At 39.9% G+C, this 24,649-nt stretch carries 18 protein-coding genes and 2 pseudogenes; 3 read left to right on the plus strand and 17 right to left on the minus strand.

Translation table 11 applies throughout. The features are described 5' to 3' along the window. Positions 1-5: 5 nt before the first annotated feature. From MKX73_RS04850 to MKX73_RS04920, 15 genes and pseudogenes are all read right to left on the minus strand, one after another. Positions 6-1,058: a Gfo/Idh/MocA family protein gene (locus tag MKX73_RS04850; RefSeq protein ID WP_340716533.1), complete on the minus strand. Its 1,053-nt coding sequence runs from the start codon at positions 1,056-1,058 to the stop codon at positions 6-8. Between the two features lie 551 nt (positions 1,059-1,609). Beyond that, positions 1,610-2,482, minus strand: coding sequence for a GNAT family N-acetyltransferase (locus MKX73_RS04855; RefSeq protein ID WP_340716534.1), 873 nt, complete (start codon positions 2,480-2,482; stop codon positions 1,610-1,612). A gap of 16 nt (positions 2,483-2,498) precedes the next feature. Further along, positions 2,499-3,671 carry an N-acetylglucosamine-6-phosphate deacetylase gene (nagA, locus tag MKX73_RS04860; RefSeq protein ID WP_340716535.1) on the minus strand — a complete coding sequence of 391 codons (1,173 nt, stop codon included), beginning with the start codon at positions 3,669-3,671 and terminating at the stop codon, positions 2,499-2,501. A 138-nt stretch (positions 3,672-3,809) separates the two neighbouring features. Further along, the gene (gene gatB, locus MKX73_RS04865; protein ID WP_079523751.1) at positions 3,810-5,255 is read right to left on the minus strand and encodes an Asp-tRNA(Asn)/Glu-tRNA(Gln) amidotransferase subunit GatB; all 1,446 of its coding nucleotides are present in this window, start codon (positions 5,253-5,255) and stop codon (positions 3,810-3,812) included. Between the two features lies 1 nt (position 5,256). Continuing rightward, the gene (gene gatA / locus MKX73_RS04870; protein ID WP_340716536.1) at positions 5,257-6,720 is read right to left on the minus strand and encodes an Asp-tRNA(Asn)/Glu-tRNA(Gln) amidotransferase subunit GatA; all 1,464 of its coding nucleotides are present in this window, start codon (positions 6,718-6,720) and stop codon (positions 5,257-5,259) included. Positions 6,721-6,737: 17 nt separating this feature from the next. Next, entirely contained in the window at positions 6,738-7,028 is a 291-nt protein-coding gene (gene gatC / locus MKX73_RS04875; protein WP_079523753.1) for an Asp-tRNA(Asn)/Glu-tRNA(Gln) amidotransferase subunit GatC, read from the minus strand. A gap of 293 nt (positions 7,029-7,321) precedes the next feature. Further along, positions 7,322-8,497 carry a CamS family sex pheromone protein gene (locus MKX73_RS04880; protein ID WP_340716537.1) on the minus strand — a complete coding sequence of 392 codons (1,176 nt, stop codon included), beginning with the start codon at positions 8,495-8,497 and terminating at the stop codon, positions 7,322-7,324. 18 nt (positions 8,498-8,515) lie between these two features. Then, a complete protein-coding gene (gene ligA, locus MKX73_RS04885) occupies positions 8,516-10,513 on the minus strand; it encodes an NAD-dependent DNA ligase LigA (protein WP_340716538.1) in 1,998 nt (665 codons plus the stop codon). A gap of 12 nt (positions 10,514-10,525) precedes the next feature. After that, positions 10,526-10,966, minus strand: a pseudogene (locus tag MKX73_RS04890) (ATP-dependent DNA helicase PcrA); the annotation flags it as partial. Between the two features lie 112 nt (positions 10,967-11,078). Next, the gene (locus MKX73_RS04895; protein ID WP_340716540.1) at positions 11,079-12,854 is read right to left on the minus strand and encodes a reverse transcriptase domain-containing protein; all 1,776 of its coding nucleotides are present in this window, start codon (positions 12,852-12,854) and stop codon (positions 11,079-11,081) included. A gap of 650 nt (positions 12,855-13,504) precedes the next feature. After that, positions 13,505-15,322 (minus strand): annotated as a pseudogene (gene pcrA, locus MKX73_RS04900) (DNA helicase PcrA); the annotation flags it as partial. A 35-nt stretch (positions 15,323-15,357) separates the two neighbouring features. Then, entirely contained in the window at positions 15,358-16,047 is a 690-nt protein-coding gene (locus MKX73_RS04905; RefSeq protein ID WP_340716541.1) for a heptaprenylglyceryl phosphate synthase, read from the minus strand. A 165-nt stretch (positions 16,048-16,212) separates the two neighbouring features. Further along, positions 16,213-16,527, minus strand: coding sequence for a YerC/YecD family TrpR-related protein (locus MKX73_RS04910; protein WP_008408714.1), 315 nt, complete (start codon positions 16,525-16,527; stop codon positions 16,213-16,215). Between the two features lie 18 nt (positions 16,528-16,545). Further along, complete coding sequence (locus MKX73_RS04915; protein ID WP_340716542.1) at positions 16,546-17,604, minus strand: DUF3048 domain-containing protein; 1,059 nt, start codon at positions 17,602-17,604, stop codon at positions 16,546-16,548. Positions 17,605-17,631: 27 nt separating this feature from the next. Then, positions 17,632-19,362 carry an adenine deaminase C-terminal domain-containing protein gene (locus MKX73_RS04920; protein WP_340716543.1) on the minus strand — a complete coding sequence of 577 codons (1,731 nt, stop codon included), beginning with the start codon at positions 19,360-19,362 and terminating at the stop codon, positions 17,632-17,634. A gap of 313 nt (positions 19,363-19,675) precedes the next feature. Between MKX73_RS04920 and MKX73_RS04925 the strand changes: the two genes are divergently transcribed. The 3 genes from MKX73_RS04925 to MKX73_RS04935 all read left to right on the plus strand — a co-directional run bounded on the left by MKX73_RS04925 (position 19,676) and on the right by MKX73_RS04935 (position 21,344). Continuing rightward, positions 19,676-19,906, plus strand: a complete 231-nt coding sequence (locus tag MKX73_RS04925) for a YgaP-like transmembrane domain (protein WP_340716544.1) — start codon at positions 19,676-19,678, stop codon at positions 19,904-19,906. Between the two features lie 452 nt (positions 19,907-20,358). Continuing rightward, a complete protein-coding gene (locus MKX73_RS04930; RefSeq protein WP_340716545.1) occupies positions 20,359-20,553 on the plus strand; it encodes a hypothetical protein in 195 nt (64 codons plus the stop codon). A 14-nt stretch (positions 20,554-20,567) separates the two neighbouring features. After that, a complete protein-coding gene (locus tag MKX73_RS04935) occupies positions 20,568-21,344 on the plus strand; it encodes a multidrug ABC transporter ATPase (protein ID WP_340716546.1) in 777 nt (258 codons plus the stop codon). 53 nt (positions 21,345-21,397) lie between these two features. On the opposite strand, the gene purD is transcribed toward MKX73_RS04935, so the two are convergent. Both purD and purH read right to left on the minus strand, forming a co-directional pair. Further along, positions 21,398-22,648, minus strand: coding sequence for a phosphoribosylamine--glycine ligase (gene purD, locus MKX73_RS04940; RefSeq protein ID WP_340716547.1), 1,251 nt, complete (start codon positions 22,646-22,648; stop codon positions 21,398-21,400). 371 nt (positions 22,649-23,019) lie between these two features. Beyond that, entirely contained in the window at positions 23,020-24,555 is a 1,536-nt protein-coding gene (purH, locus tag MKX73_RS04945; RefSeq protein ID WP_340716548.1) for a bifunctional phosphoribosylaminoimidazolecarboxamide formyltransferase/IMP cyclohydrolase, read from the minus strand. Positions 24,556-24,649: the final 94 nt, after the last annotated feature.

Here is a 24,649-nt window from a genome sequence, read left to right on the forward strand (position 1 = left end):
ATCACCTACAATTTTATTTCTTGGTTTGTTGCGGCCGATTCATAAATCGCCGCCAACATTTTCGTCACTTCAACTCCATCTTCCACCGTCGAAATAGGCTGCACATTATTAATACAGCAATCTACAAAATGATTAATCTCGTTGATGAATGAACCTGTGAAATCGAAACTTAACATATCGATTTGTGGTGTAATGTTTAAAATTGTTTCATGATTCTCTTTTATAATGGCCAGTTCCGGTTCTACTTCGGCACCGCCATTTTCACCATAAAGTTTAACGGATACTTCATCTTGTTTTGCATGTAGTGTAAAACTTACATCCACATATAGAGAAGCACCATTTTCGAAACGGATGAGCGCATTCGCAAGATCCTCCACATCATTATGCTCAGCGTCATAATCAGCCGCCTTATAGAAAGATAAGTTTTCAATATGTGCTCGATTCCCTAATTTTTTGTACGTATTACCTGAAACTGAAACCGGCTTTGGTTTCCCCATCAAATACCAGCAAAGGTCGATCATATGTGTTCCTAGATCAATTAGGGGCCCGCCCCCGGATTTTTTAATATCGCTGAACCAGCCGCCCGGATTCCCCAACCTTCGTATGCAAGAAGCCTTTGCATAATAAATTTCACCAAGTTCCCCTGCATCAATAAATTTTTTAAGAACGCCTACATTTGTTGCAAATCGGCGAACGTAGCCAACTTGTAAAATCTTATTCGACTCTTTTACTGCCGCTTCAACTGCATATGCTTCATCAAGCGTTAAACTTAACGGTTTTTCAACCAGAACATGCTTATTCTTTTGGAGTGCCTGAATCGCAATTTCTGCATGAGAATTATTCCATGTACAAATACTGATTGCATCAATTTCCTCGTCCGCAAGGAACTCACTCACTTTTGAGTATAAATTCTTTACACCATATTTTTTACCTAACGCATGCAGCCTTCGTTCATCATTATCACAGATCGCAACAATCTCTACATTGGGATGTTCGAAATAAGGTTTTAAATGGTACTCGGAAATAGATCCCCCTCCAACTACACCAACCTTTAACATGTTAATTCCCTCCCGAATATTCAATGATGGCAGTCAATACCTCACTGTTCTCTAATATGTCATACACACCGGCTAAGTTTTCAAAAGTGATTTCCCATTGGGCAAAGTCAGAAACATCGGTCGCTTTTTGTTACAGTAAACGAATATAGGCAGCCACTCCATGCCTTTCGTATAATCCAAAATATGCTGTTCCATTTCGTTTAAATCCGAAAAAATTTCAATACCCGGTGTACCTTTCAGCATTTCAGCTCTTTTTTCATTGGTTCAGAGCAGATAACGTCATAGCTTGCTGCTGCACAGAGGAATATTAAATTAATTTATGAGCATAGGCTGCTGTATTTAATCGTGCTGTTTTCTGTTCCCCCTCTATAATTATTGTTTCCTTATTAAAGCGTTTTGCAAACTCCTTCACTAGCCAACAAACTAAGAATGTTCCCGGTCTTGTTACATCCAAAACCTTTACAGATGAACCGTAATGTAATAGCGGGCAAATTGCCTATTCGTTTAACCGAAAAATGAAGCCCCGCTGTATTTTCACGGACCTCCATTTTTTATGCCAGACCACTAAATGGATAAAGCACATTATTCGGATACATAATATCTTTTTGATTTTTAACAAACATTGCTCCCTCATCGATAAGCACATCCTTCATGACAGGAACCTTTAAATTATCCGGTGTAAAACAAAGTCTTATTTTTTCGGATTGAACAGGTAAGCATCCGAGGATTTCCTGTACATCAACCTGCTCTTTACATATCACGTCGATTAACTCAGCATACTCGGCTGTTTCATTCAAAATGGCGAATGCCTGATACTTGGGAATATAGTAAATACAGTCCCGGTATTGCATCAATGCATGGAACATCACGATATTTTCATTTTGAATCATACTCATTTTCTGACTGACAGGTTTTCTGAACACCGTTGTTTCATAAAATAGATTTCTAGTAAGCTTATCATCCAGATTTACTTTCTTTACTTCCGTATGAATCGGCTCAATATCTTTTTTATCTACAGTAAATGTTGATTGTATACGTGTTTCAAAACCAAACTTCGGATAAAAGCCCAATACTGTTTTATTCGCAAACAGGTATAGGATATGTGCGTTCACATGATCTTCCATCACCTTTTCCATAAGTTGGCGGGACAGCCCTTTCCCCTGAAATTTTGGATTTGTCATAACTGTCCCGATTTGAACAGATTTATACTGCATGCCATCCAAAATCATCGTCCCGCTACTTGTAGAAACATTGGCTACTATTTCGCCATCCACTTCAAACACATAGGGGCAATATGTATCGTTCCAATACCCTTGCTCATCCCATTGTTCAAAATCCAGACCAAAAGTATCGTTTGCCAATTTAAAGAAACTTTTTTTCAGCTGGGGGGTAAGGCGCACAGTCTCTCCTTTGATGAAATTCATATCCACCCCTCCTTTTTTAGAACTCACTGCTTTCATAAATAATCTCTCCCTCTGAAACAGTTAACACAACATCTTCGTTCTCATCTACAATATAAAAATCAGCATCTTTACCAGTTTCAATTGATCCTTTTTCTCCAAATAACCCTAACAATTTTGCACTGTTTGCAGATGTCAGCTTAGCCATTGTCATATCCGATAACCCAAGCCACTCTTTCATATTTTTTCTGGACCTGTTTAAATTGAGCGTACTTCCCGCAAGCGCATCACTTCCAACCAATTTACATAAGCCTTCTTCTACACGGACTTGTTGTCCTCCTAAATCATAAATCCCGTCTGCTAATTCAGTAGCCCGCATACTGTCTGATATTAATATCATTCGGTTTTCACCAATCGTGTCGTAAATGAAGCGAATCATTTCCTGGTGAATATGAAAGCCGTCAGCAATAATTTCCAGCATACACTCACTTTGCAGCAGAGCGACCTGCAAGCCTGGCTCCCGGTGATGGATTGGCCTCATTCCATTGCAGAAATGAGTGGCATTCTGAATAAGCTGTTGTTCCAACATTGCCTTTGTCTCCGCATATTTGGCATCAGAATGACCGATCGATGCTACAATCCCCTTATTTTTCAAGTATGTTGCAAGCTTATAACCTTCATCTAACTCTGCCGCTAGTGTAATAAGCTTAATTTCGCTTTGGGAAGACACGTTTAAACGATCAAATATTTCTACAGATGGCTTTATTATAAACTGATCCGACTGCGCTCCCTTTTGAATCGGGTTAATGAAAGGACCTTCCAAATGTATGCCGGCAATTTTGGCACCTTTTACATTGTTCTTCGTATTGGCAATCGATTTTACAACGTGCTCTATCTGCGTTTCTGCAGCGGTCATCGTTGTCGCTAAAAAGGCAGTCACCCCGAATTTAGCAAGGGATGTACTGATTGTATTTAGACTGCTTTCCGTTCCGTCCATCACGTCAGCACCGGCTATTCCGTGAATATGCTGGTCAATCATTCCCGGCATCATTTTATATACGGTCTTTGTTTCCACAAAATCAACTTGTTCAGGCAACTCATCTTTTTTACAAAACCGGACTATTTTTTTGCCTTCAATCACGACGTAACAATCTTCCTCTATCCGTTGTTCCCGGACAATTTGGAGTGGTCCAATACACCATGTCTTTTTCATGAACATTTCCCTCCTCTACCTCGCCTTATATACTCCCCATTATTAGCCTATATTTATTATTTTTCAAGAAAATCCCTTTTAGAAGCAAAATAAAACGACAGTCCAATTAAAGAATGGACTGCCGTTTCCATGAAAAAATTAACGTTTATTAATTTCTTCCATTAAGATTTGGTTTGTTAATTGTGGGTTTGCCTGACCTTTAGAAGCTTTCATAATTTGGCCAAGAAGTGCTTTAATCGCACGGTCTTTACCAGCTTTGAAGTCTTCTACTGATTTTGCATCATTATCAAGAACCGTTGTTACAAAACCACGGATTACTTCCGGATCAGAAATTTGAACTAAGCCTTTTTCCTTCACGATTTTCGCTGCGTCTCCACCGTTAGTTACTAACTCAGTGAATACTTTTTTCGCGATTTTAGAAGAAATTGTACCGTCCGTAATTAATTTCACCATACCTGCCAAGTTTTCAGGTGTTAGAGCTGTATTTTTCAACTCTTTTTGCTCAGCGTTTAAGTATGCTGAAATATCACCCATTAACCAGTTAGCTGTTAATTTCGCATCAGCACCTGCATTTACAGTTGCATCAAAGAAATCGGAAATCTCTTTGTTCACTACAAGTACGTTTGCATCATAATCATTTAAGCCTAATTCAGAAACATAACGTGCTTTACGAGCATCCGGTAATTCTGGAATCTCGTTACGTACGCGCTCTACCCATTCATCAGAAATTGAAAGACGTACTAAGTCCGGCTCTGGGAAGTAACGGTAATCATCTGTACCTTCTTTAACACGCATAAGGATCGTTTTACCTGTTTTCTCATCAAAACGGCGTGTTTCCTGCTCAATAACGCCACCAGCCATTAATACTTCTGCTTGGCGGATTTCTTCGTGCTCTAAACCACGACGTACAAAGTTGAATGAGTTTAAGTTTTTAAGCTCAGTTTTTGTACCGAACTCTTCTTGACCGTATGGACGGATTGAAATGTTCGCATCACAACGTAGAGAACCTTCCTCCATACGTACGTCAGAAACGCCTGTATATTGGATGATTGATTTTACTTTTTCAAGATAAGCATAAGCTTCGTCCGGCGTGCGGATATCCGGCTCAGAAACGATTTCTACTAATGGCGTACCTTGACGGTTTAAGTCCACCAATGAATAGCCGTCAGCATGCGTTAATTTACCAGCATCTTCTTCCATGTGAAGACGAGTAATACCGATTTTCTTTTTGTAGCCCGGTGTATCACCTTTAGCTGGAATTTCGATTTCTACCCAGCCGTTTTTACCGATTGGCTTGTCAAATTGTGAAATTTGGTAAGCTTTCGGATTATCCGGATAGAAGTAGTTTTTACGGTCGAACTTAGTTTCTTGTTCGATTTCCATGTTTAATGCTAAAGAAGCACGCATAGCGTAATCTACTACTTGTTTATTTAGTACTGGTAAAACGCCTGGATAACCAAGGTCGATTACTGTTGTATTTGTGTTTGGTTCCGCACCAAAGTGGTTTGGACTGCTAGAGAAGATTTTTGAGTTTGTTTTTAACTCAACGTGAATCTCTAAACCAATGACTGTTTCAAAGTTCATCTTATTTTACCTCCCATAATGCTGGAGTTTGTTTAGCGAAATCTGTTTGTTGCTCGTAAGCATGTGCCACACGGTAAAGTGTTTCTTCATCGAAATGTTTACCGATTATTTGTAAACCTAATGGTAAGCCGTTTTCAAAACCGCATGGAACTGAAATCGCCGGTACGCCCGCTAAGTTGATTGGAATCGTTAAAATATCGTTTGCGTACATTGTCATTGGATCATCAATGTTTGCACCAATAGCGAATGCCGGTGTTGGTGCAGTTGGTCCGATGATTACATCGTAGTTTTCAAACACTTTGTCGTAATCCGCTTTAATTAAAGTACGTGCTTGTTGTGCTTTTTTGTAGTAAGCATCATACGTACCAGCTGATAATGAATAGGTTCCAAGCATAATACGACGTTTTACCTCATCGCCGAAACCTTCAGCACGAGATTGTTTGTACAGCTCCAATAAGTTTTTCGCGTTTTCTGAACGGTAGCCGTATCGAATACCATCAAAACGAGAAAGGTTTGAAGATGCTTCTGATGAAGAAAGGATGTAATAAGCTGCTAATGCATATTTAGAGTGTGGTAAAGATACCTCTTCTACTGTAGCACCTAAGCCTTTTAATACTTCCAATGCATCAAGCACCGACTGTCTTGCTGCTTCGCCAACGCCTTCACCTAGGAATTCTTTTGGTACAGCAATTTTTAAACCTTTAATATTACCGTCTAAAGCGGCTGCATAGTTTGGTACTGGCACATCTGCAGAAGTAGAATCCATTTCGTCTACACCTGCGATTGCTTCAAGTAATAATGCATTGTCTTTTACATTGCGTGTAATTGGTCCGATTTGGTCTAAAGAAGATGCGAATGCAACTAAACCAAAGCGAGATACACGACCGTATGTAGGTTTCATTCCTACAACACCACAGTAGGCTGCTGGTTGACGGATTGATCCACCCGTATCAGAACCTAGTGAAAATGGTACTTCACCTGCTGCAACTGCTGCTGCAGATGCACCTGAAGAACCACCTGGCACATGTGAAAGGTTCCATGGGTTTTTAGTTGTTTTATAGGCAGAGTTTTCGTTTGAAGAACCCATTGCGAATTCATCCATATTCAATTTACCGACTGTGACCATGCCTGCATCACGTAATTTTTTTACGATTGTTGCATCGTAAATCGGCATAAAGCCTTCCAGAATCTTAGAAGCACAAGTTGTTTCCAAACCTTCTGTTACGATATTATCCTTTACGCCAATCGGCATACCGAATAATGGTCCGCGCTCCTCAAAAGGAACTTGGTCTAATTCAGCTGCTTTTGCAGTTGCTTGTTCTTTATTTAATGCTAAGAAAGCTTGTACATCGCCGTCCAACTTTTCAATGCGGTCAAACGCTTCTTTTGTTAAATCCGCAATTGTTAGTTCACCCGACTTTAAGCTCTCTTGCAATTGTGCTGATGTGCGCTCAAATACTGTCATGCGAGTGGTTCCTCCTATTACTCCATAATTGATGGTACTTTAATTTGACCAGCTTCTTGTTCTTTTACGTTCAGCATTACTTTTTCAAGAGGTAAGCCTTCTTTTGCTACGTCCTCGCGAAGTACGTTCACTAAAGGTAAAACGTGTGAAGTCGGTTCTACATTTGTTGTATCTAATTCATTTAACTGCTCTGCAAAATCAGTAATTTTACCTAATTGTTCAGCAAATTTCTCTGCTTCCTCTTCTGTAATAGCAAGGCGAGCTAAGTGTGCTACGTGTTTTACTTCTTCTTTCGAAATGTTTGCCATTTGTTACACCTCCAAGTTATCGAATCAAATATACCTCGGCAAAATCCGTATCATCCGCCGGGTCTATATGTGGAGTCAGTGATTGTTTTGGATACCCGCTGATTCTACATAAACCATGCCCATAATGATAACATTTTTCCTTGTAAAAATCTCCGCTTTAGGAAAAAATCCAGCAAACAATCCACCACTTATGACGATTTTTCGCCAAATTAACGCATTAACGTAGTGAAGTAGATATTCTGTGTAAAAAGAAAATACCACACTCGTAAAAGTATGGTATTTTTCGTAAGATTTTACTCATAAATATGAATAAAAGGCTCATCTTCATTCGGTTCTTTAATAATTAGCACTTCCGGTCCGTTAACAGAAGTAATACTCACCGAAATATACAGATCAAGCGGTAAATGATTAAGCAGTAAGCCGGTCAAATACTGAGTAAATCCTGTAATTTCAGCTGTTCCGTAAAACTGGATCGGGATTTCGATATCAAGCTTCTGGACTTTTTTGTTTTGGTAAAATCCAGTCGCAAATACACTCGTGAAGTTCGAGAAATATTTGTCGACATCTTGCTTGAAGTTTTGGAAATTCGTATTCAGTTCACGGTATACATCATCCGGCGAACTCATCGGGAAAGTAACGTATTTTTCATCGATTGCTTTCCACTCACCCAATTCTGTCTTCCCTGTATGCGCGAAGTTATAGTCAGTATATGTCCCTGGTACAATGGCATTTCTTTCGGCTTGTTTAAATAAGCCGATGACAATCGGGACATCTGCCAGTTCCGGACGGGCCCGCAAACGGTTGATAACTTCCTGCGCTATTTTTTTACCTTCTGCTTCTATTTTTGCATCGGGAATTTTTTGTTCAAAAAACTCTCCATACTGCTCTTTTTGATAATAGTAAACTGAATTTAATGCTAAACCGATTGAAACACCTGCCAACTTTACTTTGTTCTCATCGGTTTTAGTTAAATAATTCTGTTCCACAATATGCGCCAAGTAAACTGGCGCTTCTGTCGCTTTTACTGTCGGGTCCATTTCCTTGCCTGTCGCCTCATCCACACTTGAAGGGTTTAGACCTTGGAATTCCGGGCCTTTGTCTTCTGTTTGGTTTGGACGTGCTAACCAGTATTTCAATGTTTCTTCATCCAAATACTGACCTTCCTGGAAATAGTAGTTTTCTGTATCGAAATGATTTTGCGAAATACGCATTAAGCCCGTTTCGACTTCCTTCATATCGTACTTCGTATAAATATTGGAAACAACTAAACCACGGCTTGCACTTTCCTTATAAGGAATCAATGTGCGATAAAATTTATCGTTTATTTGCATGTTCGGGATAATAGTTGTTTCCACAGCTTGTTCTGTATCTGATTCTTGCGTCAGTTCTGTATCAGGTGCGAGATTTGGCGCACACGCTGATAACATCGCCGCTACAATTATCGCAGGTATCCAGCGATAACGTTTCATGAGAGCAAGTCCCCTTTACTATATTAATTGTTCGATTAGGCGCACTTCATCCCAAATTTCAATGCCTAAGCTTTGGGCTTTTTCGAGCTTCGAGCCTGCATCTTCTCCGACAATTACAAGGTCTGTTTTTTTACTGACACTCCCTGCAACCGTACCACCTAACTGTTCTATTTTCGCCTTTGCTTCGTTACGTGTCAATTGCTGCAATTTCCCTGTCAGTACAATTGTTTTTCCTGCAAAAGGATTTGCCCCTGCTTCCACGACAATTTTCTTGCCTTTATAGGACATATTTAAGCCAAATCCTTTTAGGCGTTCGATTAATTGTTGTACTTGCTCGTTTGCAAAGTACGCTACAATCGATTCGGCCATTTTACCGCCTATTTCATGAATATCTTTCAATTCCTCTTCTGTAGCGGCCATTAGCGCATCCATTGTTTCAAAATGAGCCGCCAAAATCTTGGCTGCTTTTTCCCCAACATGGCGGATGCCAAGACCGAACAGTAATCGTTCCAGCGAATTTTCTTTCGACTGAATAAGCGCTTCAACTAAATTCGTCGCCGATTTTTGTCCCATTCGCTCCAGGTTGATCAGCTGTTCTACTGTAAGTTCGTATAGTCCTGCTACATCTTGAATATAGTTTTCGCGCAGCAGCTGTTCGACTACCTTCTCGCCAAGACCGTCGATATTCATCGCATTACGTGATACGAAATGCTTTACGCCTTCCGCAATTTGCGCAGGACATTGAGGATTCACGCAGCGCAATGCTACATCCGTATCAATACGTACAACTTCCTCATCACATGCAGGGCAATGTGTCGGCATCTTATACGGTACAGCGTCATCAGGGCGCTGCTCCAGAACGACCCCCACAATTTGCGGAATAATATCCCCTGCTTTTCGTACGATGACCGTATCCTCGATTCGAATGTCCTTTTCACGGATCAGATCTTCATTGTGCAATGATGCACGGCTCACAGTAGTCCCCGCAACAAGTACCGGTGTTAAAATCGCTGTCGGAGTTATAACACCTGTCCGGCCTACCGTCAGTTCGATATCCAATAATTTTGTTATAACTTCTTCAGCCGGGAATTTGTAGGCAATTGCCCAGCGCGGAGATTTTGCTGTAAAGCCAAGCTCATCCTGGTGGGCATAGCGATTCACTTTGATGACGATACCATCAATTTCATATGATAAATTTGGGCGCGCTTCTGTCCACTTTTCTATAAACGCCAAAACGTCCTCAATAGTTTCGCAATACTCACGCTCTTTGTTTGACGGAAACCCTAGCTCCTCCAAATACTTGAGCATTTCCCAATGCCCGTCGATTCCATAGCTTTCTCCGTCCCCGCCAACTGCATATATAAACGTTGATAAATTTCGGCTTGCCGCAATTTTCGGATCTAATTGACGCAACGATCCTGCTGCCGCATTTCGGGGATTTGCAAATAGCTCTTCACCATTTTCAGCACGGCGTTCATTCAGTTTCTCAAAAGATTTTTTCGGCATATAGGCTTCGCCGCGTACTTCCAATGTTACCGGTTCCTTTAAACGTAAAGGAATGGCACGGATTGTTTTCAGGTTGGCTGTTATGTCTTCCCCTACTGTTCCGTCACCACGCGTAGCACCTTGTACAAATACTCCGTTTTCATAGCGCAGAGATATGGCCAAACCATCAATTTTCAGCTCACATACATAAGAGTAATTTTTACCGATTGCCTGCTCGATTTTCCGGTCGAAATCACGCAAATCTTCTTCATTGAAAGCATTTGATAAACTGAGCATCGCTGTTTCATGCGTTACCTTTTTAAATCCTTCCAGTACCATGCCACCGACACGCTGTGTAGGAGAATCAGGATAAATAAATTCCGGATTTGCTTCTTCTAATGCGATAAGCTCATGTAGAAGCTGATCATATACACTATCTTCCACTATCGGTTTATCTAGTACATAATACGCATAGCCATATTCATGAAGAAGTTTGTTCAATTCCGCAATTCTTTGTTCTATTTCATTCATCCAATGTTCCCCCTAAGCTTTCGTAATCGGCGCAAATTTCGCTAGTAGTCGTTTTATTCCAGTTGGTGATGGGAAAGCGATATCCAGTTCCATACCATCACCTTCACCTTTTACGCTTACGACCATACCGACACCCCATTTACCATGGGCAGCTTTGTCGCCTACTTTCCAGTCAAACTTATCCCCGCCAGTAGAATTAAGGCGTGACGTCTGGGAAGCAGGTGCCTGCACACTTCCTAATGAACGTTTCGGCATACGGTCATAACGGTTCGATTTAAACGGTAATGAATCATCACGATATGATGTAGTATTTGCCTTTGAAACTTGCTCTAACACATTTTCATCAATTTCACGTAAAAAACGGGATGGTGCATTGTAGCCAGTACGGCCGAATATTGTACGGGAGCCCGCACAAGACAAGTAAAGACGCTGTTCTGCCCGAGTCGCACCAAATGGTGATAGGTAAGCCTTTGAAGTTATCTCCAGCTTTTCCCCCACCCCACACCGTGCGTGCGAGTTTCCCCGCACACGGCGTTCCATCTAACCATCAATAGTCAATTTCGCATTATTTTAATACTTCATAACCACATAATTTTCTATATTTGTTCAATTGTTTTAAGTTAATATAGGCAGGTAAATCTTTTAATTTTAAATTCACATCATGGACTAGTTTATGTGAAGTTTTACTTAACATTATGAGATTATTATAACTGTCCGTACCACCTAAACTTCGTGGTATTTTATGATGTATATGAATTTCTTGCGGGTCCATTGCTAAATAGTCTTTATCTAAAATCGGCTCTTTCTTTTGCTGGTTCAGTAGACTTGGGATATAAATAATATTACTACTATTTTTCCCGGTTTTCGTTCGGTTATCAAAGAAATAGTTCACCCATTCAAGTGCTTTATATTTTGTTTGATTCGGTTCCCATAGTTTGTGAACTTCATACATGTAATCAGCTGTACTTTTCACGCTATGTTGCCGCATCTCCCATAAATCAAGTAGTTGCCCATTGACCATAAAGCTCACATGTGGGTTACGGACTATATCAATTTTAACTTCCCGTCGCCTTATCATTTTCTTAATTAACAATAAGTGAATTCTACTTATGAGCCATGTTAAATTCGTGCAGATTGTATAGTAATTAAAAATACCTCTCATATATACAATAAAATAATCTAACTTACCTTTCCAAAGACACCATTCAAGCCTACTTTTCGTTTCTTTCCAAAGTTTCTTTTGGTCTTTAACCGAAATTATGAATGAGTTTGGTTTAGTACTATTCGTTTTACGATATTTAAAGCCTAGAAATTCTAGTTCAGTGTCTCCATGAATGGTTATTAACTTGGTTTTATCCTTGTTTATTTCCAATCCATTTTCCTTACACCAATCTTCAAACATCATAATCACATCATATATATCGTATTTCCCTTTACTAATTAGTACAAAATCATCTGCATATCGAATGATTTTTACTACTCTACGTTCTTGCAACCAGTTAAAATAAAATTCACGACCACGTTTGTATGACCTACCGTGGTTTCTATGAATATTAGGGTTTTGGATAATTTGGCGTCCATTGTCTCGCTTAAAATCATTTATTTCATGAAGTCGAAGTTCAAAATCATGAAACATTACATTAGCGAGTATCGGACCTAAAATCGTACCTTGCCTTAATCCAATTCCGTTATATTTCTCTTTTGGCTGTATCAAATCAATCCACATTAACCGTTTTATACATTTTAAAAATGCTAAGTCATGTATATTATGGTTTAACTTTAACTTATCTAACACTTTGTCAATTTGTACTGTATCAAAGTATTCTTTCAAGTCGCAGTCGTATATGTGTCCTTCATTGTTGTATTGTAAAGTAGTTGCGATATAGGACATACATTCTTGGGCATTGCGATTTTTCCTAAAACCAAAACTTTCAGGATTAAATTGTGCTTCAAGAATTGGTTCAAGGATATTTCTAACACATTGCTGTGCAATCCTGTCATATAAATTTGTTATGCCTAACGGTCGCATTTTCCCATTGCTTTTCGGTATCATTACACGTCTTGCTTTACCTTGTTTTGAACCAAATAATCGATTTTTGATTTCCTTTATAACATCTTCAATATCTAATTTCATAATGTCATTAAAGGTTATACCATCTGGACCTGCTGTTTTCTTGCCTTTATTGCTACCTATTATTTTAATTGAACATATAATGTTTTGTTCATCAATGACATATTGCCATAAGTGGTTAAATCGTGTTTTTGTTAATGCTTTTTCAAATAATATTTGTTCGACATCATTAATACCATATCGCCAAATATCCTTTTCTTTGACTTTCAACTGTATCGCCTTCTTTCCACAAGGGATAGCGATTACTATTGATGTTAGACTTGGGGCCTTCCTTCCACTTCCATTACGAAGCTTCAACAGTACTATGCCCCTACTGACTCCCCTATTCATGCTCTTTCATGCGATTTGCAATCCCCGAGCGATTACTAAAACGTTAGGGGTCTCAAACGTTCCGATATTACTAGGTATATAACTGTACTTAGGTTCCACCTTTATCCCGACTATATCAATAAGTAGAACAACCCATTAGTTCTATCCATCAGACTCTGTACGATAAATATCTTTTGGAATATAGTTAATTAGACAACATTTCTATTGCCCGCTCTACGAGACGTACATTCAGTGGTTCGTCATTAGCTATCTAAATCCTAACCATATACAGCTGCCCAGCCCGCACCATCTTCGCAGTAATGTTTAACATTTCCTCAGCTTAACCTGTTAGGGCTACTTAGCGCGACTTCACCCAACTTCACACAACCTGTTACCAGTGTTGCATGTGGGAGTATCAGCTTCCATCTTGTCACGGAGATTATTTGGGTTCTCCGCCGTGGTGTCGTAATATCAGTTGTTGTTAGCAAAAATATTCTTGCTAACCCTGCCAATCCCTTCGCCTAAGCGATTTCTGGCAAACGTTTCATACCATACATTAAGCGACGTTCCTCGGCCATTTCCTCTTCACTTTCCAATGAACGTGAATGCGGGAATATATTTTCCTCCATTCCGATAATGAACACAACAGGGAATTCCAGTCCTTTTGCGGCATGCATCGTCATTAAAATGATCGTACCTTTCGCTTTTTCCTCTTCATCCAAAGAATCGATATCAGCAATGAGTGCAAGGTCCGTTAAAAATGCCACTAATGACTGGTCTTCACTGCGCGCTTCAAAAGCATGTGTTACTGTTAAAAACTCTTCGATATTTTCCAGACGGCTTTCTGCTTCAATCGATTTTTCCGCTTTCAGCATTTGACGGTATCCTGATTTATCTAGCACTTCTTCCACAATCTCTGTTACCGATAATTCTTGCTGACGTTCACTTAATGAACGAATCATATTATAGAAATTTTCAGCGGAATTGGCTGCCTTGCCTGAAAGCCCCATAAATACAAGCTCACCCATCGCATCGAAAATTGAACGGTCGCGTTCCATCGCATAGACAAGCATTTTATCAAATGAAGTCGCACCGATCGCACGTTTTGGTTCATTGATAATTCTCGCCAGTGACAAATCATCATCGTTATTTGCAATTAAACGCAAGTAAGCGAGCAAGTCTTTAATCTCTTTTCGATCATAGAACTTTGTGCCACCGACAATCTGATAGTTCATATTCGATTTTACAAGCACATCCTCCATTACACGTGACTGTGCGTTTGTACGATATAAAATCGCAAAATCATCCAGTTTGTAATCTTCATCCTTCATGAGCTTTTGAATCGTACGTACGACATACTGCGCTTCATCCTGCTCATTGCCGGCTTTATAAAGCTGAATCTTTTCGCCTTCCGGATTTTCTGTTCGCAGTACTTTTTTATAACGGTCTTTATTCTTTTCAATGACGCTGTTTGCCGCTTGTAAAATACGCTTTGTCGAACGGTAGTTTTGCTCAAGCATAATAACCTTTGCTTCTTTGTAATCTTTTTCAAACGATAATATATTTGAAATATCGGCACCGCGCCATCGGTAGATCGACTGGTCCGAATCCCCCACAACACAAATATTGCGGAATTTCTTCGCCAGTAACTGCACGAGCAAGTATTGGGATTTATTCGTATCCTGATACTCATCAACATGAATATACTGGAATTTGTTTTGGTAAAATTCAAGCACGTCCGGCGCTTCATTAAAGAGACGTATTGTCAGCATAATTAAATCGTCAAAATCGAGACTTTGATTTTGTCTTAATCGTTTCTGATAGCCTTTATATACTTGCGCTACAATTTTTTCAAATGGATTATGCGGATTCATGTTCGCTTCAAAGCCGTCCACAGTAATGCATTCGTTTTTTGCCGAACTGATCGTATTTAATATTGCACGCGGATCATACTTTTTCGGGTCGATATTATCCTGCTTCAAAATATTTTTTATAACCGTCAGCTGATCCGAACTATCTAAGATTGAAAAGCTTTTCGAATAGCCGATCCGGTCGATATTACGTCGCAAAATGCGGACACACATCGAGTGGAATGTGGATACCCACATGCTTTCCGTTGTTCCGTTTCCTAAAATCCCGTCAATTCGTTCACGCATTTCGCGGGCAGCTTTATTTGTAAATGTAATGGCCAGAATTTTCGAAGGATACACTTCACGCTCAACGACTAAATAGGCGATACGGTGAGTCAGTACCCGTGTTTTTCCAGAGCCGGCTCCTGCCATAATCAGGAGCGGGCCTTCTGTTGTTTTCACCGCTTCAGCTTGCTGTGGATTCATCCCCGCTACTAAGTTTTTTGCTATATGCTCCATTTTGCACCTTCCCATCTAAAGAACATTTGTTCCTATTATATAACACTTTTTACTGCTTGTACGGTTTTTAATGCCGCTTTTAAATCCTCATAAATAATATTTCCGACAACTATGGTATTGGCATGTGCAGCCATTTCCTTCGCTTGCTCTACAGACGTAATTCCGCCCCCATAAAAAAGCTTTGTTTCATTTAAAACTTCGGCTGTCGCTTTCACCATTTCAATATCACCGTATGCACCGCTGTACTCTAAATAAAAGATCGGCAATTTAAAGTAGTTTTCGGCCATCCGTGCATAGGCCACTACATCTTCCACAGTCAAATCTGTTTTCGCATCAGTTGCTTGTGCTACTTTACAGTCCGGATTCAGTACACAGTACCCCTCCGCTACAAGCTCTTCCCAAATCAGCACATCGCCGTATTCTTTAATCGCTTCATGATGCAAATCTTTCACCCATTTTGTATCACGGCTATTCAACACTGTCGGAATGAAATAATAGTCATATCCCGGTGTAATGCTGTCGACATTTGAAATTTCAAGCGCAATCGGCACTGAAAAACGACGTACACGGACGAGCAGATCCAAAACGCCATCCAACGTCACATCATCTGTCCCGCCGACTAAAATAACATCCGTACCCGATTCGCAAATCTGCTCTAATGCCTCATCCGAAATTTCCTTTGCAGGGTCCAGTTTAAATACATGTCTCCAGTTTAAATATTCCATGAATATATCCACCTATCTCAAAAATTTTATATAGAACTTTTCATTATCTTAGTTTTTATTGACCATCTCTTAGTATAACGAAAATCGATGAAATATTAAAAGACTGAGCGGGTAAATCTGCTCAGTCTTTTAAGCTTGCTCATATATTTATGATTGGGCGCTTCTTTACTTTGACGTAAATGGCTTTTCGTCTGGATAAAGACGGCCCAGCATTTCATCATAAGTGTCATTTCCGTAATCAAAGCAACGACGTACACGGGAAATTGTAGCTGTTGAAGCACCAGTTTCCTTTTTAATTGTTTCATACGTTTTCTTCAAACGTAATAAATGTGCAACTTCAAATCGCTGTGCCAATGACTGGATTTCACTAATCGTGCACAAGTCATCGAAAAATTTATAGCATTCCTCAATATCTTTTAACTCTAGAACAGCTTTAAACAACTGATCTGTTTGATGACCGCGAATTTTTTCAATTTGCATGTGCCCACCATTTCCTCTCTACTCTGAATATATAACAGATGCCGCTAAACCGGGAGATGTTGGTACGAAATGTATCCATGTCTTTCCTTGAACTAACTTTACTTCCGATCCATCTTCTTCAACTGCCACGAGCAGGCCATCTGCATTTTTCCATTTTACTTCACGTATCATCCCAGCCTGGGCTACATACGCGTTGCCGCCACCCGTAATTGTAATTTCGCGTCGACCCGCATTGTCTACAATTCGGTGAGGCATTTCAAAAAATAAAATATTGGCTAATTCGATGGATTCATTTGTTTCATAATCGATTGTTTCTACATTTGCAGAATAACGCTTGTACTGATTCGTCTCGGCATTGTAAACATACTGACTGTTAAATGAACCACTATTATTGTATTTCATCGATACTTCATTAGCCGTTATTCCTATTTTAACATTATCTTCGGCTTCATAGAATGGGTAGGACACTTTTTTCTGATAAAGTAGTGAAGTCCCTGTTTTTTCGGCACCGGCCTTTACATTTTCGCCTGAAATATACGAATTGTGGGGAGCGACCCGTGTCGATGAACGTTTGAAGTAAGTACCGTCATAGTGCATTCCATTTATATTATCGACAACTCTTCGTTCAAGCATCGATTTTGCTTCAGGACTGTATCCGTGCGCAATATAAAATGCGTCCAGACCTTTTGCAATATCAACGAAGTACGACCGTGCACTGCGAATCGGTCCGATTGATTCTGGAAGTTCAGACTGGTAAAGTGCTAAAAAACGTGTGACATCACCTTCCGCCAGCATTTCATATACAACATCCGCCTGTGCAAGTCCGGATTGCGGACGTGCTTGCGGATGGTTATTAATCGTTGCAAGTATCGGACGCATCGTCGCTTCTTCTGCTACACGTTCCCCTGTAAAAGGAGTAACAAATGGCAGTATTTCTTCGGCCTCCGCAACAATAATGTCTTCCTCTACCTCTGTTTCTTCTATTTCTACAACAGGCTCCTCTGTTTGTTCTTTGTCGGAACAACCTGCTGTTAAGGTTATGCCTAATAGCGCTAACATAAATATACTGCGTTTCATCGTGCTACTCCTCTCATTTTTATCGGTTTATCGCATTACAGCAGGTAGCATAACCTTATTTTTCATGACATCAAAAATCCCACGTGTCGTAATACGAATATATGGTAAATGTGTCGATTGTAAAAACAGCAATGTGTAAATTGCATCTGTATGGTGATAACCACGCTCTTTCAAAGCACTCTTTAATGCAAGTTCAAGCGGTATTACATCTTCCACCGGCCCATCATAAATAGATCCGGCCAACTTTAAAGGAATACTTGTTACAATTTGATCATCTTCTACAAGTACAATCCCGCCATTCATTTTCTTCAGTTCCTGGAAAGCGTGCTGCATATCCTGCACAGATTTTCCGATTAAAATAATATCCCCCGTATTGGAATACGACGAAGCAAATCCTTTTACTTGTGTCGCAAATCCTTTGATCATCGAATTAATGCGCCATTTCCCGTCGCGGTCGACAAGCATTAAATAGCTTTCATCATGATTTGTAGATAATGTATGATGATAACCGAGATTTTTTATACTATACGGCTTCGTAATAACATCATTCACCATTTCAACGCCAATCGGCATCGAAAATTGAAAATCTCCTTCATGCAAATCAAAATCGATTTTCAATTCTCCAAATAGTGATAAATCTACCGCCGGAAATGCTTTCAAATCTTTATTGTCCCGCTTTAGCCATTTACCTTTTGAAATGACTGCTTCAGGTGTCGGCGAATATTCGTCCGACAGAATATTAATATTTGCATAACGTCCTGTAGCAAGCAGGCCATGCAGATTTGTCATATTATAATAGCGCGCAACATTATAACTTGCCATATTATAAGCGTCAACCGGGCGCACACCAGCTTCAAGGGCAGCCCGAATACATTTATCCATCACACCATCTTCATGGAAGCTCGGTGTAGAACCATCTGTCGTCATCATTAAATGATCAAATATTTCGTAGCCTTTATCGACAACCTCTTTTAATAACAGGGGTAAATCCGGGCGAATAGAAGAATAGCGGAGAGTAACAGCATAACCATGCTGCAAACGCGCTTCAATATCTTTGATCGTCATGGATTCATGGTCACCATCGACTCCAAGTAAACGCATTTTAGCCAACGTTTTTTCCGATGCTCCCGGTAAATGTCCTTCGATTTTTTTGCCCTTATGCTTAGCTGCCTGAATCCAGTAAAGCATTTGATCATCCCCGCGCATCAGACGTGGCCATCCTGTCAGCTCCCCGCCGAGCAGTACGTCATGACGGTCAAGCCACTCCAATACTGATGCATTTGAGTATAATTCCCTTTCATTTTCAAGCTCCGTTTGTGAATCGAAGCGACTCCACCAGTAAAATGAAAACGGCAATTTGGCAAGCTCATCCATAAAAGAAAACGCTTTCTTATTTTTCATTAATGAAACAAGCGTCATATTGTCTGAAATGAATGTGGTTGTTCCGGTCTGTGCACTAAACTCTGCGAAGCTGTGGGGATTGTACAATTGGAAAGGATGTACATGCGGCTCAATATAACCTGGTACAACCACTTTCCCGGCCAGATCAACAATCTCTGTACCTTCTACATTTGCAGGCAGTTCCTTCCCGACATAAACGATGCGGTCATTGGATATCCAAATATTCCCGGTTGCCCAACTTTTCATCATACTATGTAAGTACTTTGCATTTTTTAAAACTAGACTCGGAGCAGCATGCCCATCAATGATACTAACTTGCTCTCTAATATTACTTAACTTCCAACTAATTTCCGGCATATTCTGCACTCCTTTCAACTTTTCCACCATAATATAAGGACGCTCATAACTTTTCCAAGATGCTTATACCAGCTCTAAAAAATATACTGCTGCGATTCAAGTAGCTTCAGCAATTGTCTTTAACAGCTGCTGAAGCTAGATTAATGCGTATCGATTTAAAAGAAAAACACATACTTAATTCAATATATTTTGCTTTATGTAGGCAATTGCTACAATATTCCTTTTGGTGAATTAATCGTAACATAGCACTTTCATAAAGCAAAGTGTTTCCAAAATAATTTTTAAATTTTCTAAAAAAAGGAGTGAGATATAATTGCTAACCCCTAATATTTCCGAAACAAACGCTTTTATCCGTATGATGTGCGGTGTTGCAATGACCGCATTCGGTGTCGGGAGAATCGCCCATAAACCTCATTGTACAGTTGGTCGTATGATGATTCTTGCCGGTTCAATGAAAGTGGCGGAAGGGTATTATCAATATTGTCCAGTAGTTGCAATGGCCAAATCAGAGCAGATGAACGAAATGATGCCCGTCAATGATTAAGAGGTGGATCTAGGGTAGGTTTAACAATTTTATATAAACTGAGTGTGTACAATAAAAAAGCGCTATATCGATTGTTTGAATATAGCGCTTTTAGGTATGTTGGATTTCAGTTAAGAAATTGTAATATCACCATAATATTATGAATCAGTGTTATCACCAGTTACATCATCATAGAATGAAGGAAGGGCTGAACACCCTTTCTTTATTTCGCTTACATAAGCAAATAAATTTTAAATATTAGTTTTGGACCCTTTATACCGAAAGCTTTACAGGCTTACTTATTGTAATCAGTTTCGATATGGGATTGCTGTTGTAAACCCTATTTAATTATTCGTCATTCAATTGGAACAGGAGGAAACATCATAAGTGAATTTGAAGATAAACAAAAGGAATCCGAAGTACCATCGATTGAAAAGATATTGAAGCAATTCACGAAAGAGCATTTTTCATCGATGACAGAGGAGCAGCAGGAAAACAGTTCTCTCAATTTATTATTGGCGCATTTGCTCTCGAACAATAAATTTGAAACTTCATACCCTGTCAATGAAGAAGAGGAAAGAAAAGCAGTTGAAAAAATAAATCAGCTTATCGATGACAATAAAAAAGAATTCCTGGAGATTTTAGGCTTGCTGAAAGATAGGATTTGATAGGAGGAATCCATGTGGATTTTGAAAGCGTGAAAAATAAGGACGTACTCCAATTACAGCAAACTATCATCTTTTTAAAATCAGAAATCGCGAAATATCAAAATGAAATATCCATCCTACAAAGTATGGATGATTATTTGATGGTAAATAGTCTTGAACAGGAACTGAGTCAGTTAGCAAACGAGAAAAAAGAACTTTCAATGGAACTGATGATGTTGAAGAAACGTTTTGAAAAAGAGCTGAGCGAGCTGCATGGAAATATTCAGTTACGCGAAGAGCAAAGAATAAAACTGATATCTTCCATTGAATCATTAGTGGAAAAAAAAGAAGACTTACAGAAAGAAAACAAGCAATTAAAAGAAACACTCGAAAAAAACGCTAGAACCGAACTTCCTGCCGCCCGTTCTGAAAACTATATACAGACTGTCGAAAAACTGGGACAGTTGCTGCATTCTTTCATGAACAGTAACAACGAGCAATTAATTTCTCTGCGTGAAACGATCAGCCAACAGCATGATCTGTTAAAACATATTAAAGACAAGAACGATGAAATTCATTCTACCCTTGAAGAAATGGCACAAATAAAAATTCCTGAACATACTCACAACCCTTCAACCGATGAAAAATCCATTACCCGAACCAACCTCGAAAACCAGCTCCAAAATTTATTTATTCAAGCAACCCGTTTTGAAACAGAGCTTGATGAAAAATTACGTATATTGGATGAGTTTGATGACAAGTTCCTCTTGCTCGCAATTGAGATTGAGAAGCATAAAAATGGCGATATTTAACAGATAGCTTAGAGAATATGAAAGGCGACACGTCTGCACGTATCGCCTCTCCTTTATTTAAACGTTCTCCACCCAATATCTCCACGGAAGAAGAAATTCGTCCACTCTTTTTTCGCAAGCTCCGCATAGACCTTTTCCTGAGCTTCCCTTAAATTCTCCGCTTCTGCTGCAACGAGTAACACACGGCCACCGTTCCCAACAAAATTACCATCTGCCAGCTTCGTACCCGCATGGAATACCGGTAATTCAATATCGCTTAAATCCGGAAGTACATTACCTTTTACAACATCGCCAGGATAACCCTCTGCTGCTACAACGACACCTAGAATTGCTTCCTCTTTCCACTTCAAATCAAATGGCTGCTCGTTCATTAAGCTAATCATAAATTCACCGAAATCAGACGCCATACGTGGTAATACAACTTGTGTTTCAGGGTCCCCAAAACGTGCGTTAAACTCGATTACTTTCGGACCTTTTGACGTTAAAATTAAACCTGCATATAAAATCCCTGTAAACGATACGTCTTCCGCATCCATTGCTTTTACAGTTGGTTCAACGATTGTGTCGTATGCGACTTTCACAACTTCTTCAGAAATTTGAGGCACTGGTGAATACGCACCCATCCCTCCTGTATTTGGTCCTTTATCTCCGTCATATGCACGCTTATGATCCTGCGCGATTACCATCGGATAAATTTGGCCTTTATGTACAAAAGACATAAAGCTGAACTCTTCACCATCAAGGAATTCTTCGACAACAACGCGGCTTGAAGAATCACCAAAGCGCTGATTGCCAATCATGTCTTCAACTGCTTCAATTGCTTCAGCTTCTGTCATCGCAACAATGACACCTTTACCTGCTGCCAAACCGTCTGCTTTAATAACGATTGGTGCACCTTGCGCTTTAATATAAGCAACTGCCTTATCCGCTTCTGTAAATGTTTCATGCGCTGCTGTTGGGATATTGTATTTATTCATAATATCTTTTGCATATGATTTTGAGCCTTCAATCTGTGCTGCAGCTTTTGTTGGACCGAAAATAACTAGGCCCTGCTCATTGAAGTAGTCAACGATTCCTTCTGCTAGTGGTTGCTCCGGACCTACAAATGTTAAAGCCACATCATTTTCTTTTGCAAACTGTGCAAGTGCTGCGAAATCCAGTGCATCAATTGCCACAACTTGCGCATCCTGCGTCATTCCATCATTTCCTGGTGCTACGAATACCTTTTGTACAGATGGTGCATTGTTGAATTGCTTCGCGATCGCATGCTCACGACCACCACTACCGATTACAAGAATGTTCATATTAGCTTCCCCTTTTATAGAAATTTGGATAAAAAAAACGCCCGCCAAATTTTAGGCGAGCGTTTTTCATTAATGGTCGTTTACACTGCGCTACCCGACCAAAAGTAGTGCTGTGCATTTTACAATCAATGATTATTTTATTATTAACAGCGTATCTCCCGGCCAAAGTCGATACAGTTGTTAATAAAATCTGGTTACGATGGGGACCCGGCCAAGAATCGCCCAATCGTCTTATTTATCCCTCTCCCGGCCAGAAAGAAGAATAAATAAAGCATTTGCAAACGCTTCTGCTAACGTCCGGCCAGAACATTAGCGAAACTTTATTCTATTATAACGTAAATTTAATAATTTCTCTACTGCTAACTTATTAATTAATGTTTAAAATGACGAACCCCTGTAAACACCATTGCAATACCGTATTTGTTTGCTGCATCGATTGATTCCTGATCTTTAATCGAGCCACCTGGTTGAATGATTGCTTTAATACCGGATTTTGCCGCTGCTTCCACTGTATCGCCCATAGGGAAGAATGCATCTGAAGCCAATGCCGCGCCCTGTGCTTTTTCTCCCGCTTGTTCAAAGGCAATTTTTGCTGAGCCTACACGGTTCATCTGACCAGCGCCAACACCCAATGTCATTTGTTTATCCGTTACAACAATGGCATTTGATTTTACATGCTTTACAACTGCCCAGCCTAGTTTTAACGCTTCCCACTCTTCTTCAGTCGGTTGACGGTCCGTCACAACTTGAATGTTTGCATCTGTAAAGCCGAAACGGTCCGGCTCCTGCACAAGTAAGCCACCTTCAACCGCTACAACATTGAATTGATCCTGCTTTTCCTGTGTGAAATCAATCGTTAACAGGCGGATGTTTTTCTTTTGTGTTAAAATTTCCAGCGCTTCTGCAGTAAAGCTTGGCGCAATGATAATTTCAAGGAAAATACCCGATAATTTTTCTGCAGTTGCTTTGTCCACTTCTTTGTTTAAAGCAATGATGCCACCGAAAATCGAAGTTGGATCTGCTTCATATGCTTTATTGAATGCTTCTTCGATTGTTTCACCAGTACCGACACCACATGGATTCATATGCTTCACGGCAACCGCTGCAGGCATTTCAAATTCTTTTACGATTTGCAATGCTGCATTTGCATCCTGAATATTGTTGTACGATAATTCTTTACCGTGTAATTGTGTTGCGTAGGCGATCGAGAAATCCGAACCTAAACGTTTTGCATAGAATGCAGCTTTTTGGTGAGGATTTTCACCATAGCGTAATGTTTGCTTCAGTTCGTATGTTAACGTCATGTTCTCCGGAAACTCTTCGCCAATTGCATTTGATAAATGATTGGAAATATACGAATCATACGCAGCTGTATGGCGGAATACTTTTGCTGCTAAACGACGACGTGTTGTTAATGTCGTTTTTCCATCTGCCTTTAACTCTTCCAATACGGCAGAATAGTCATTTGCATCAACAATTACCGTTACATAATCATGGTTTTTTGCTGCCGAACGTAGCATTGTCGGACCACCGATATCGATGTTTTCAATTGCATCATCCCAAGATACATCCGGTTTTGAAATCGTTTCGACGAATGGATATAAGTTGACACATACAATTTCGATTGGGCGGATGCCATGTTCGTTCATTTGTGCAACGTGGCTTGGCTCATCAAACTTACCTAATAGACCGCCGTGGATCATCGGATTCAATGTTTTTACGCGGCCATCCAAAATTTCCGGGAAGTTTGTTACTTCATCCACTGCTGTTACCGGAACATTGTTTTGCTGTAATAAACTTTTTGTTCCTCCAGTAGAAAGTACTTCATAGCCAAGTGCTACTAATTCTTTTGCAAATTCTAAAATACCATTTTTATCTGAAACACTAATAAGTGCACGTTTCGTCACGATTAGGTCCTCCAATTTAGTTATTATAAAAGTTGTTTTCCGTTACGGCGGACGCTTTCCGGGGGCACGGCCTGAGCCTGTAGTCTCAGGCGTC

Origin of the sequence: Solibacillus sp. FSL W7-1436, from assembly GCF_038007305.1 — a bacterium.
GTDB lineage: Bacteria > Bacillota > Bacilli > Bacillales_A > Planococcaceae > Solibacillus.